This is a genomic window from Nostoc sp. (assembly GCF_036917415.1).
Taxonomy (GTDB): Bacteria; Cyanobacteriota; Cyanobacteriia; order Cyanobacteriales; family Nostocaceae; genus Nostoc.
Genome location: NZ_JBALDJ010000109.1, coordinates 32,949 through 46,781, shown reverse-complemented (window position 1 = coordinate 46,781; position 13,833 = coordinate 32,949). Strand labels below are relative to the sequence as shown.

The 13,833-nt window shown below is 40.1% G+C and carries 9 protein-coding genes and 1 pseudogene; 2 read left to right on the top strand and 8 right to left on the bottom strand.

What is annotated here, in order from left to right; all coding sequences use genetic code 11:
• Positions 1-192, top strand: a 192-nt coding sequence (locus V7K41_RS24255; RefSeq protein ID WP_334852337.1) for a hypothetical protein, incomplete at its 5' end; no start/stop codon positions are given.
• A 231-nt stretch (positions 193-423) separates the two neighbouring features.
• On the opposite strand, the gene V7K41_RS24250 is transcribed toward V7K41_RS24255, so the two are convergent.
• The 8 genes and pseudogenes from V7K41_RS24250 to V7K41_RS24215 form a co-directional block, all read right to left on the bottom strand.
• Entirely contained in the window at positions 424-2,151 is a 1,728-nt protein-coding gene (locus V7K41_RS24250; protein WP_334852335.1) for an Rqc2 family fibronectin-binding protein, read from the bottom strand.
• Positions 2,152-2,761: 610 nt separating this feature from the next.
• Positions 2,762-3,997: pseudogene (locus V7K41_RS24245) on the bottom strand (glycosyltransferase family 4 protein); the annotation flags it as partial.
• A 1,173-nt stretch (positions 3,998-5,170) separates the two neighbouring features.
• Entirely contained in the window at positions 5,171-5,470 is a 300-nt protein-coding gene (locus V7K41_RS24240) for a hypothetical protein (RefSeq protein ID WP_334852334.1), read from the bottom strand.
• Between the two features lie 104 nt (positions 5,471-5,574).
• On the bottom strand, positions 5,575-5,715 hold the full coding sequence (locus V7K41_RS24235) for a hypothetical protein (RefSeq protein WP_334852332.1): 141 nt from the start codon (positions 5,713-5,715) through the stop codon (positions 5,575-5,577).
• A gap of 12 nt (positions 5,716-5,727) precedes the next feature.
• Positions 5,728-6,300: a Uma2 family endonuclease gene (locus tag V7K41_RS24230; protein WP_334852330.1), complete on the bottom strand. Its 573-nt coding sequence runs from the start codon at positions 6,298-6,300 to the stop codon at positions 5,728-5,730.
• Between the two features lie 116 nt (positions 6,301-6,416).
• Entirely contained in the window at positions 6,417-8,579 is a 2,163-nt protein-coding gene (gene recQ, locus V7K41_RS24225) for a DNA helicase RecQ (RefSeq protein WP_334852328.1), read from the bottom strand.
• A gap of 612 nt (positions 8,580-9,191) precedes the next feature.
• On the bottom strand, positions 9,192-10,775 hold the full coding sequence (locus V7K41_RS24220) for an AAA-like domain-containing protein (RefSeq protein WP_334852327.1): 1,584 nt from the start codon (positions 10,773-10,775) through the stop codon (positions 9,192-9,194).
• A gap of 142 nt (positions 10,776-10,917) precedes the next feature.
• A complete protein-coding gene (locus V7K41_RS24215; protein WP_334852326.1) occupies positions 10,918-12,324 on the bottom strand; it encodes an AAA-like domain-containing protein in 1,407 nt (468 codons plus the stop codon).
• Between the two features lie 541 nt (positions 12,325-12,865).
• Between V7K41_RS24215 and V7K41_RS24210 the strand changes: the two genes are divergently transcribed.
• Complete coding sequence (locus tag V7K41_RS24210; RefSeq protein ID WP_334852325.1) at positions 12,866-13,825, top strand: protochlorophyllide reductase; 960 nt, start codon at positions 12,866-12,868, stop codon at positions 13,823-13,825.
• Positions 13,826-13,833 lie beyond the last annotated feature (8 nt).

Sequence of the window (13,833 nt, the reverse complement as noted above, 5' to 3'; positions counted from 1 at the left end):
GCCGAAATAACAAATGAGTATGCCGAAATAACAAATGAGTACGCCGAAATAACAAATGAGTACGCCGAAATAACAAATGAGTACGCCGAAATAACAAATGCGTTGGCTAGCAAGAACCGCAGGCATCGCCATGATTGCAACAATTTAGCTTTGTCACGTCAGCGTAACGCACAGCAATTCTTTGGTGGATGAAGTTTTTCCGACTTGTGTGTACACTGTAGCCTTTATAAGGGGGGATTAAGGGGGGTCTATTCGACTTATGCAAGAGGTCTATTCTTAAGCAAGCGCAAGTTACATCGGAAGAGTTCATAGAAAATCTGTGAGCGATCGCTTTGAACGCAAATTAGATTTGATGCAGGTTGAGGGGACTGGGAGACAAGGATAATAACCCATGTCCCATGAGTAATGACTAATGACTAATGACTAATGACTAATGACTATTTGCGGTTTTCCCCAAAGTATGGTTTCCTGCTTGTAAATGGCAATTCCTGGTTTTGCTCCTTTAGGTTTGTAGACGTGTTTTGGCTGGGTGTAAACTACTGGGACTTGCTCACTCTGACGGGCACGACTGTAGTATGCGGCAAGATTAGCTACAAATTGCAAATCAGCTTCTTCGGCAACAGCACCCGGTTCTAGACGTAGTAACACATGGCTACCTGGAATTTCTTGAGCGTGGAACCAGATGTCATAATCCCCAGCTAGACGAAAGGTTAATTGGTCATTTTGGCGATTGTTACGACCGATTAATACTTCAAAGCCACTGGGGGTAAGGTAACGATGAAAGTTAGTGCTGGGAGGTTCATTGGCACTGCGGCTGCGGTATTCTGGATCTTCTAGATACTTTTGCCCAATCAACTCTTCGCGGATTTCTTCTAAAGCTCGCAAATCTTCTGCTGTTTGGTAGGTGTCTATCTGAGCGATCGCAGCTTCTACTTGTTCTAAATACTCAATTTCTGTCTGTACTTCCAATAATAGCGGTTCCACAGCAGCACGAGCGCGCTTGAGCTTTTGGTGCTGTTTGTAAAGACTTTGAGCATTTTGGACAGCATTTTTATCTGGTTGGAGAGCGATCGCTACTGGCAAATTTGTCTCAAAATCAGCAATGATAATTTCTTTCATCCCCGGTTCCCAGTTTTGCAGGTGAGCCATCAATAAATCAGCTTTTTGCCGATACTCATCGGCTCGATCTGATTGCTGCAAGCGCGTCTTAAAGGTTTGAGCTTTATTACGTAATTTCGCCAGAATATTATTCAATTTCTGACTCAACTGATGGCGCAATTGAGAAAATAACTGTTGGTCGATCTGGTTACTATAGTAGCGGTTGAGTAACTCCTGGATATTTTTGACCTTTTCAACTGCACCCCAACCCATTACGGTGTAACCATCTTTTGTCCAAGCGGGTTGAAATTTACTAGAATCCAAGGCTTGCAGCCATTCTTGCCAACGCTCAAACAGCCGTCGCCAGTTGTCAGGGTTGAGAGTATCGGTGGATGTTTCTGGTGCGATATTTGCTTCTAGCAGCATTAACTCCAGTAGTGCTGCACTCAAGCCACTATAACTTTTGAGCAATTGCCGCTTGATTGCTCCTGGTACTAAACTTACCCGTTCTTGCCAACGTTCTTGGGATTCGCTCAAGTAGGGGACAGTTCCAGTTAGTTTCGGTGGTGTTTCATAAGGTTGTCCGGTTTGGATGGGACGGACACTAGATTGTTGCTGACTTACTTGATGAGCGGCGGTGATAATTATATTGTTAGCGTCAGTGAGAATGACGTTGCTATACTTGCCCATGATTTCTGCATAGACATGATATAGAGCGCTTTCTCCAGGACGACGGGCAAATTGCAAATCAATAACACGCTCCCAAGGAGCGATCGCTTCAATCGCCACCAGTGCTAAACCACCCAATTGGTGTATTAATTGTTGGCTAAAGGTAAAGGTATCTGGCGATCGCGGTGGCGGATCGCCAATACAAATATGTGCAGCTTGAGGATGCCAAGAAATCTGTAGCCAATCTCGCTGTTCCAGGGTGCGTAATGCCATCGCAATCGTGTAGCGATCGCGCTGGTAAACTTGTTCTAAGCGTGATGGTAGCCAGTTAGCGCGGATTTCGCTACAAGCAGCTGTGAGAGTGGTAAAGTCAACTGGTTGCAAAGCGATTAGTTGTTAACATTCAAATGGTAGCGATCGCTATGCTTTTATTTTTGTTTAGTTAAAGCATAACAGACCTCACCTATCATAGCGGTTACTTGGTTTGGTGATACCTGCGAATAAAAAAACACAGAAATTATCATCAGATAAGTTCTGCGTTTAGGTAAGAAGTTAGTTTTTTATACAGTTTGTTTTTGGTGTTGAGTTTTTCAAGCTCAGGCGATCGCTGCCAAAGTTGAAGAAAAATTCAGAATTCAGGAGTCAGAATTACTCTCGTGGGAGACTTAAACGTGTTGATTCAGACCCTAACGGACTCGTTAACGCTGCATTATCCACCAGTTTCACAGAATTCAATTCTGTAGCTTGCTTCCCTGAAAGGGTATTCTGGCTTCTGACTCCTGAGTTCTAATTTTGTTAAACCCAAAATATTATCCGAGTTACTCACTCACCATAATCTGTTAAGCAAAAGCGTTATTTAGCAACTAAAACTGGTTTTTTTGCTGCTTGCTGATTGCACTAGTTCTGTGGTTGAGTGTACTAGTTCTTTTGCTGCTGATTGCACTAGTTCGGCGGTTGAGTGTACTAGTTCTTTTGCTGTTGACGCTACTGTTTGTGGCTGCAATAGTTCGGTGTAAAGTTCACTGAGTTGATTTGCGACACCATCCCAGCTAAACTTAGTTTCGACGCGCTTTCTACCAGCTTTACCCAATTCATCTCGCCATTCTGGACTTAAGAGAATTCGGTCAATAGCAGATGCAAAAGCTTCTACATCTTGTGGTGGAGCCAATAAACCAGTTTCTTCATTAACTACAGTAAACTGAAGTCCGCCGACATCACTTGCTACCACTGGTGTACCGCTTGCCATTGCTTCAATCGCCACTAGTCCAAAGGGTTCGTAGTGACTGGGAACAACGCAAACATCGGCAGCGGCGTAATAGGTTGGTAAAATATCTTGACTTAGACGACCAGCAAAAGTGGTAAAGTCGCTCATTCCCAATTCGTTGACGATTTGCTCAATGCGATCGCGCTCAATTCCGTCGCTGTTACCTGGAGTACTACCACCACCAATGATTAGCTGGAGATTGTTGGAGTCACGTAGCCCAGACTGGTTTACTGCTCGGACCAAGGTTTCTATACCTTTGCGTTGGTCAAAACGCCCTACATACACTACAACTTTAGCTTCTTTGTCAATTCCCAATTCAGCCCTAGCTGCTTCTCGTGCAATCGAACCAAATCGCTGAATATCTGTACCACACGGAATAACGTCGATATTACCTTTTGTAGAAACTAGCGATCGCATGTGTTCCTGTTCTTGCGGACTTGTCGCTACAATTCGCTCTGCTTTTTCCAACACCTCTTTTTCCACTGCTAATCGCTGACTAGCAATCAAAGGAATATCTTCTATAGTGTTATACTTTACTGCTCCTAAGGAGTGGTAGGTATGAACCTGTTTACTCTTTTGGATTTTATTTAACTGCATCCCCACCCAACTAGAGAGCCAATAGTTAGTGTGAACCAATTGGTATGTAATTTCGTTTTTTACTTGAAATTTGAGGAAATTATCCACAAATTCTGGCAAATATTCAAAAATATCATCTCGCGGCACAAACTCAAGGGGGCCAGCTTTTAAACGAATAGTTCGACAATTGTTGCTATGTTCAACTATCGAGTCTTGCTCCAGACTCACTTTGCGGGTAAACATATCAACTTGCCATCCTAGTTGCGCTAGTGCTTCACCTACATGGCGCACATAAACATTTTGTCCCCCAGCTTCTTCTTTCCCTATTTCAATCGCTGGGTCTCCGTGGACAGAAATCAAGGCGATACGTTTTTCGGTGGTAGAGTTCATAGTTTGTGTGTTGCAGATTTTAACAAAGTTTTAGGTCGTTCCAAGCTCGTGTATAGCACACTTGGATGGATTGTGTAGGAACTTTGATTATTATTGATTTTAATTTACTATGTCTAATTTTTTTTTACATCTTCTGTCAGAAATAGACTTTTAGGTTAAATACAAATATTTAGTTTCTTGAGATATAGGAAATTGTTATATCCGTATCTCATACTTTTGATAGATAAAAATGAGATTTTTTCATTCATCTCTAGCTCTAATTTCATAGATATGGCAATTTTAATTTGCTCTCTACCTAGAGACTCAGCTAGCTGCCTGACTTGTATGAGGATATATCTGATGAATAGGGGGTTTGACCCCCTAAGACATTTCAGAGCAAGAAGTCAGAACTCAAACATAAAAAGTAGAGTTATGACTTAGATGTTTTCAAAAATCAAATCGGCTTGCTATAGGACTCCTATCGGATTTTTGAACAAAATTTCCGATAAAATCCTTATAAAACAGGCTTTTCAGTCTCAGGATGTTTTCAGAAATCAAATCGGAGTCCAATATATTGCTATTGGATAAAAATATATTTATTTAGCTTATATTCTCTAAAAGAAATCTAAATTCTATTTTTACGCAATTCTACTGATTTTGCTTCAAACTAATAAATATAGTCACCACCAATTTTCAAACGGAGAAGATTAATACATGAGTTTGATAGATGGTATATTTCTGACGATATTAAATAGTGTTGCCTGTCTAGCAGTGCCTAAGCTGCTATCTGTAATTGTAACTGTAAAAAACCAAAACACTGAGCCTTCAAAGTCTGCTATTACATCACAAGATTCTAACTCTGAAATTCCCAGTTTTTCTTAATGTAAACAGATTATCTGTAGATATCGCCTTGATCAGGAGAAAACTTAGTTATTGGTGTAAGGCGATATCTAAACAATAAATTATATAGATTTTTTTGGTAAAAGAATGAGTATGCTAACTTCGACCTTCTAATTTTTGTTATTTTAATCAAAAACGAGAGTTTAATTATTTATTGGTTCTTGCTGTAATTATTTTAGGTCTGAAAGGTTGTTTGAAAAGTGTTTCGCTGTGACTATAGGCACTTTTAGATCCCCCCTAACCCCCCTTAAAAAGGGGGAAACACGAATCAAAGTCTCCCTTTTTAAGGGAGATTTAGAGGGATCTAAAACTTTTGATACCGACAAGAAGACTTTTCAAACATCCTCTGAGGATAATAAAAAATGCCAGCAAAGTAAAAACTAACATTTGCCAGGTTACTAAATTCCAGCATAATAAACCAATGCTAGTACCTACAGCACCACCAATAAAATAGGTAGTCATGTAAACTGTGTTGATCCGACTATTCGATTGAGCATCAAGAGTGTATATCCTTGCGACATTGGTGACTTGGACTGCCTGTACGTCTACATTTACTAACAATACAGCAACAGCGATCGCTAGTGCAGAAAGCAAAGAATTAATTTTTTCTTATTGATTTTATCGCCCAAGGGGATTAAAAAGAAAAGCCCAAAACCGTAACCAACTTGCGTAAGCACAGAAATGCTACCCGCTTCACCTTAACTGACTCGAAAAGATGATGTAATATCTTTGAGGATTGGCTGATTATAATAAACGTTAGCAACACAGACACCAGATGCGATCGCCATAATCAGTACCTGGACTTTAGTTAATCCGCTACTTGAGATTTGTTTTTCCATTTAACCTAAAATTTATACAGGAAAAAACTGGTTTACAGTACAGCTAAAACCAGGTAATAGCGGAGAAATTATATTATCACTACTAAATAAAGTTGCTACCAAGTTAAGTTGACTTTGTTCGCGCCGATAGACCTCTAGTTGACGCGATCGCCAATCCGCAATCCAATATTCTTTGACTCCTCTGGAAGAATAAAGCTTAAGTTTAGCTTCCTTATCTCGTCTTTGGTCTTCCTTACTAGCAGACAAAACTTCGACTACTAAATCTGGTGCGCCAGTTAAATGTCCTGCTTCATCCAATGTTAGCGTCAAGGTTTCTTTAGTAGCCCAAACTACATCAGGAATCACATTATCTGATTCGGAAAATAAAACGCCGGGGTTGATTACAGCTTCTCCTAAACCAGTAGACTCCGACCAAACATCAAGTTGTCGGAAAATTCTGCCACAAGTTTGCTGATGTTTAAAGTGAGGTGCCCTGGTCATAAATAATTCTCCATCAACTATCTCGTAGCGCGTCCCCTCATTTTCTGCAAAGAGTTCCACATCATGAATTGTCCAGCGTATTCCTGTCTTAAGCATCTCACTCATCGGCTAACTCCTTTAATCTTGCTCTTGTCTTTTAATCATAAGATTTAAGTTTAGCTTCCTTATCTAGTTTTTCAAAAAATAAATATATGAGTAAATAGTAAGTCTTAAGCAAATTATCACTTGCGATTTTCGCGCCGCCACTTACACCGTACTAAGCGAATTTCATCAAAAGTGTAGCTTTCACCTAGTTGTTCTTTGATGGGAGTTAGGGAAATGTCACCGAGTACTTCTAAAACTTGCCAAATTTTTTGTTGATGTTCTAAAGGTACTAATTGATTTAAATCAACTGGCTGATTTTTCTCAATTAGTTTTTCTAGATGATTGCTAACTGTTGTCGGACTAAGGTTGCGTTTTTGGGCAATTTGAGCAACATTTAAACCTTGCTGATGCAATTGTAATGTCTGTAATTCTGTGTAAGAAGATGAGTTTGGAGATGATACGGAAGCGGAAGTAACCAATTTATTTTGCAAACCTTTTTCTTGGCGATAGGCGCGAATTTCTGTAATAAACTTTTCGCCATATTGAGCGAGTTTGTGACTACCTACACCAGAAAGTTTGGCAAATTCAGCTAAGTTTTGGGGTTGCACCTGTACCATCAATTTTAAAGTGGAATCGTGGAAGATAACGTAAGGTGGTACAGATTGCTCATCAGCTAATTGTTTACGTAGCGATCGCAACTTCTGTAATAATATTTCTGCAACTTCTGCTTTTTCACTGCCCTGTTCCCAGGTAATCTTTGGTACTGTGGTTACAGCTAGCGAAACTGTGCGTTGTTTTCGCATTACTTGCCAACTTAAGGCATTTAGTTTTAAAACTGAGTAACCATCGCTAGTTTGCTCTATTAACCCTTGATGTAAAAGCGATCGCCCCAACATTCGCCATTCATCTACAGTTCTATCTTTACCAATACCATAGGTAGAAAGTTTATCGTGTTCGTACTGGAGAATTTTGTCTTTTTTTGCCCCTCGCAAGACATCAATTATGTGCAGCATCCCAAACCTTTCTTTGCAACGCGCCACACAAGATAAAAACTTCATGGCTTCAATTGTCCAATCTTGCATCGGTTTGGGATGACGACAATTGTCACAGTTACCGCAATTCCCCGCAAACCTTTCGCCAAAATAACCCAGTTGAATCGTTCGCCGGCAATCAGTACCCTCAGCGTAATCGATCGTTTGTCGCAGTTGTTGTTTGGCAATCAACTGTTCTTGAGGATCGGTTTTTTGATCGATACTCCATTCAATTGTTTTAACATCACCAAAGCTAAAAAATATTGTACATCGAGATGGTTCTCCGTCTCTACCGGCTCTCCCCGATTCTTGATAATAACTTTCTATATTTCTGGGCAAATCGAAGTGAACTACCAAACGCACATCGGGTTTATTAATTCCCATCCCAAAGGCGATTGTTGCTACCATCACCCGGACATCATCTCGAATAAATCGCGTTTGATTACTACTACGTTCTTCATCAGTTAATCCAGCGTGATAAGGGAGAGCAATAACTTTATCATTTTGGAGTTTAAAAGTGAGTTCATCAACTTTTTTCCGAGTTAAACAATAAATAATTGTCGAACCTTCAGTTTCTCGAATTAGTTCCAACAATTGGGCGTAAGCATATTTAGTTTTAGGACGAACTTCGTAATAAAGATTTTCACGGTTAAAACTGGCAAGATGGATGCTTGGTTGCTTTAGTCCTAATTGTTGAATAATATCACTACGGACGCGATCGGTTGCTGTAGCGGTGAGGGCGACGGTAGGAACATCAGGGTAGCGTTTCCGCAGAGATTTTAACTGGCGATATTCTGGACGAAAATCGTGTCCCCATTCCGAAACGCAGTGCGCTTCATCAATAGCAAAGCTAGAAATACCGATTTTTTCTTTAACTAAATCGAGAAAGGGGAGAAACCTTTCACTCAACAGGCGTTCAGGGGCGACGTAAAGTAATTTTACTTTACCGCTGAGGATGGCTTCTTCTCGCGATCGCACTTGGTAAGCATTCAAACTGCTATTGAGAAATGTGGCATTAATATTATTATTTCGCAATGCTTCTACTTGGTCTTGCATCAAAGCAATTAACGGCGACACCACCACCGTTAGTCCATTTTTTAATAAAGCTGGTAGCTGAAAACACAGAGATTTCCCCCCACCAGTCGGCATCACAACCATTAAATCTCGATTTTGCAGCGCATCTTCGATAATTTGCCGTTGTCCGGGGCGAAATTGGTCGTAACCGAAGTGATATTTCAGCGCTTGTTCGAGATGGGGATACTGAAGCATAGCGATCGCTTTTTCCGGGCCGTTCTGCGTGGGTAGTTATTGAAGATATCAGGATTTTAACTCACATCATCGGCAGCTTTGGTCAGACCTGCGTTTCTGTTGGCGATACCTATGGTAAGCTTCTCTACGAGACGCTATGCGTAGCTTGCTTCCCCGTAGGGGTACGCTAACACACTAAATCAATTATCATGCATGAACGATTTAGATGCGTTAGGCTACGCCATAACACAACGCCAGTCCGCTCAAGTCGGGAAACCCGCCCACGCGGCTGGCTCCCCTACAGATACTTAGATTTTTTCATAATAGGACTTACGCAAAATATCTCTCAAACTCTGATTTCTCCGTGCCGCGCCAGTTGCTACAAGTCGGGGAACCCGCCCAACGCACTGGCTTCTCTGTGCCTCTGCGGTTCGTTATTCCGTAACTTGTGCGTAAGTCATACATAAATCAAATCGGATTCCTATATGAGGATTTTAACTTACATCTTCGGCAGCTTTGGTCAGACTTGCGTTTCTTTAGTCAGGGTTTTTGGCTCTGTTGAGATTGTTAAATAAGTAGTTAACGAGCAATGGAAACTTAGCTAATTTTAAGCTGAGTTCCTAACTAAGTTTTTTAACGATCGTTATTCTGAGTTTCCCTAGCAGTTCTTGATTTTGGACAGTGAGAAAATTGAAGAGGTGTAGTAAGTTCGGTGCATTTTAGCTGTGATTCTAAAGCATCAATTTTTCCTAAAAGCGATATTCCCCACACTATAGAAATTACCAACTTGATTGTCATCCCCACGAGCAAAAGTGTCACTATTGTGGCATTTTTCTTTTGTTGAGCCAGCCTTTTTTGTTCTTCTGCAAGTCGTGCTTCGACTTCTTGAGCACGTTCAGCCTCTAATGCCTGTTGTGCTTCTCGCCGATCTAATTCTTCACTAGCAGCTAAAAATCGATAATCTAAGTTGCTCAAGCTTTTACCATTTGCCCAAGTTTGGGCATCTATCAACGCTTGTCCACGCAATAGGCGAGATTTATCTTTTTCTTCTGAGACTACCCATGCATTGAAGTTTTCGTAGTAAGGACGCAAGTAAGCTAGTTTTTTTCCAACCCATTCTAAATTGAAAACTTCTTGATAAATTCGGTTTTTTATTTGGAGAAAACCTTGTTTTTTGATTAACAAGCCAGACAGCAATAATTCTACCTGTTCTCGACTATCATCGGCTGGTACTTTCACTCCTTGGATAATTTGTTGATAAATTCCTAGCAATCTGGCGGCAAATTTTTCGTTTCTGAGGATGCGATCGCGAATTGTCCGCAGATGCTCCGGTTCATCTTGTGATTCCCATTTCTCGATGACGTGCGATCGCACTACATTTTCTATCCAAAATTCTTCTGTACCAGGAGGAATTTTCAGCTTTCTACCCAGATCGTCTTGAGATAAACTCACAAGCAGCCGACACAGCTTTTGAGTCAAAAATGGTTGCCCTTCTGTCCAAGCTAATACTTCTTTCAAAACTTTCTGGGGATGATTGTCTTTAATATCTAGTCCGAAAGATAGTGGTTGAGCTTCTTCAAAAGTGAAACCATTTACTTGTATAGTTTTACCCAAATTAAATGGGGTAGTATAATTTTGATATAAAATTAAGTCTGAAGGTGTGGCAACCCCGAAAACTGCAAATGTAATCCGATGATACTCTGGATCGACTGCTCGTTGGTTATAACAGAACCGAATCAAGCTAAAAAAGTCATCAACAGAGAAATCGAGGTTGAGTATACTATCAACTTCATCAATAAAAATGAATAGTTTTTCGTTAGGAAACTTCGCTAACAGATTTTCCGAAATAAACCGACTAAGTTTATGAACTAAAGAAATATCTTGTTGTTCTTGCCACCAGGTTTTTAAATTGACTTTTCCTAACAGTTTAAAACTTAACCATAGGTCGCTAACTACTCCTTTATACCATTGTTCTGGAGTGATGTTTTCACAACCAATATTAGTCATATCAATGGTGGCACATCTAAAGCCCTCTTGTTGCAAGCGGTGCTTTGTTTTTACCATAAGTGAGGATTTACCCATTTGCCTACAGCTTAAGATATAGCAAAATTCACCTTGTTTCAAAGCTTCGTAAAGTTCTACATCTGCTCTGCGCTCAACATAGCTAGGAGCATCATTAGTAAGAGTACCACCCACTTGGTATCGATAATTTTTCATTTAATTAATTTTTAATTTTAGATTAGTTTTATAATACCTCAATCAAAAAATGAATTTTTTGATAGTTGATAAAATTCATTTAATATCGATGAGTTACTAGGTTCATAGTAATAACTTTAGTACTTACTCTGAACGCTCAAAACTAGATGGTAAATTTACTAGAAGCATTAGCACTATTTTGCTTTTCAAACTGTTGGCTAAAATAAAGACGATATAACTCACACTTGCTGCTAGCTTGATTGCCATTTAATTGAACCAAACCCATGCTTTCTAGCTTGTAAGCAGCGATCGCGTCTAACTCCACTTTTTCATCTGTTCCAATTACCTGTTCCATAGCTGACATTAATTCTGGTTCTGCTTGCAGTAGTGTCAACAGTTCTCGTAAATACTGACCGTAAATTCCTACTGGTGTAGATGCGGTTTCTAATAACATATCGAGCGTCATTTCTCGCTGACAGAGATGATAAAATGCAAGGTTCACCAGATAGGGATGTCCTCCTACCATTGCTTGTAGGGATACAAGGGATTTTGTCCCTTCCGAGTTTCCTGACCAATCTAGTCCGTAACGTAATGCTAAATTCTGTACCTCCTTAAGGGTAAATGGTGGCAATGTAATTGTTATCCCTACATTGAAAGGCGATTGGTTGAGCTTAAGCGGAATATAAATTTCTGTTGTGTGAACCACTACCATCCGCAGTTTTTGCCAAGTCCGATCTTGCTTTGCTTGTTCGTGCCAAAATCGCAGCATTGGCAAAAAGTCTTGGGCAATATTGGGATGTTCAAAAATCCGGTGGACTTCATTCAAAGCCAAAACTATAGGACTATCATCAATGTATTGCAACAGATAAGCTTCAAAATAGATTTTGCAGCTTACTTTGCTGCCCATTTCCGTATCCCAAAAATCATCTAGACAAGGAAGGAGATTTAACTGCCTACTGACATTTACACAAAACCAACGCAAAAATTTATCCAGGGAAACAAAAATGTCTCGATCGGCTTCTTGAAAATCCAAATAAACAGTTTGATAATCTTGCTCTCTAGCATAAGCAATCATCCGATTGAGTAGAGAACTTTTTCCCATCTTTCTAGGTGCTTTGAGCCGGATTAAGCAACCAGGTTGTAAAACCTCATTACAAACAAGTTTTTCCAGAGAAGGGCGATTGATGTAAAGAGGAGAATTTAGTGCTACAGGACCGCTGGGAAATTCTATCTTGCTTGCTGAAAAAAAGTTTGGAGAAACCATTTCTAAGCTAGATTCTTCACCGAACTTTTGTTGGATCTGATTTTTTTGATTACCTATCTCGTCTTGCAAGTGTTTATTCAAAGCTAAATGCAGATTTTTTTTCGTTATTCTTTTTCCAAGTGCGATAGAAAGGTCTTGCCACAACTCAGAACCAATTTCCTTGATATAATTGTTGCCGTAGCCTGATGCCTCTGCTATTTCACCGTAAGTTTTGCCCAACCACGATTGATAGAGCACAAACCACTGAATTGAACCGAGAGGCTTGTCTTGCAGAATTTTTTTTACAGATTCTAGAAGCTTATCCACAGAATATAATAAATTGTTAAACAGCTAGGCAATTTACTTATACTTTTTAGCCTAGTAATAATATACATCTGAAATATATCTGAAAAAAAAATACTTGAAAACAGAAAAAGTTAAGATTGCATTCAGTATACCAAAAATGTTATTATAATTATTTTTTTGAAGGTTCTTTTGTCTAGAGATTAAGTCGGTAAGCACGATAAAACCAATATATATTTAGTTTTGTAAAAACGGTGAAATAACGAATTTGTAAAGTACATGCTATATTTACATTTCGTAAAATACTTGGAAATTTTCTCGCCTACTTACTTAGCGCTCTTTAATCACTCTCACCAGAGTAAAAACATATAATCCTTGCTACGCAGGAGTTTCAAGCAAAATACATATTTCTGATTATAATGTTAAAAAATAAAGCTTCAAACCTAAGTGCTGTATGAAATTTAAATGTTGCCTAGTTCAGCCTAAATACAGCCCTGAAAAACCTGGTGACAATGATGGTTCGCTGGTATGAGATTCTAGAGACAGTCAATGGAAGCTGAACAGAATGGAACAACATCAGAAGCCAACGGTTGTAATTACGGGTGCCTCTTCGGGGGTGGGTTTGTATGCTGCAAAAGCTCTTGCTGAAAGGGGATGGTATGTCGTACTAGCGTGTCGGGATTTAGCGAAGGCACAAAAAGCAGCCCAAGGTTTGGAAATACCCTACAACAGTTATACCAGTATACATATTGACCTCGGCTCCTTGGAAAGTGTTCGACAGTTTGTGAAGAACTTCCGAGCCACTGGAAAGTCTTTAGACGCTTTGGTATGCAACGCTGCAATTTATATGCCCTTAATCAAAGAGCCATTACGCAGTTCAGAAGGTTACGAGTTAACTGTCACCACCAATCATCTGGGGCATTTCCTATTGTGCAACCTGATGCTAGAGGATTTGAAGAAGTCATCTTTAGAGCCAAGGCTCGTAATTTTAGGAACAGTCACGCACAATCCAGACGAACTGGGTGGAAAGATTCCACCACGTCCCGACTTGGGCGATTTGCAAGGCTTTGCACAAGGGTTTAAAGAGCCAATATCGATGATTGATGGCAAGAAATTTGAACCAGTCAAAGCTTACAAAGACAGCAAGGTTTGCAACGTGCTAACTATGCGGGAACTGCATGAGCGCTATCATGAGTCAACCGGTATCGTCTTCAATTCTCTCTATCCGGGATGTGTTGCAGAAACGCCGCTATTTAGAAACCACTATCCCCTGTTTCAAAAAATCTTTCCATTATTCCAGAAGTACATTACTGGGGGATATGTGTCTCAGGAGTTGGCGGGAGAACGGGTTGCTGCTGTGGTTGCCGATCCTGAGTATAATCAATCCGGTGTTTATTGGAGTTGGGGAAATCGCCAGAAGAAAGATGGCAAGTCTTTTGTGCAAAAAGTCTCTCCTCAAGCCCGTGATGACGAAAAAGGCGATCGCATCTGGGAACTCAGCGTCAAGTTGGTTGGACTTGCATGATGGAACAG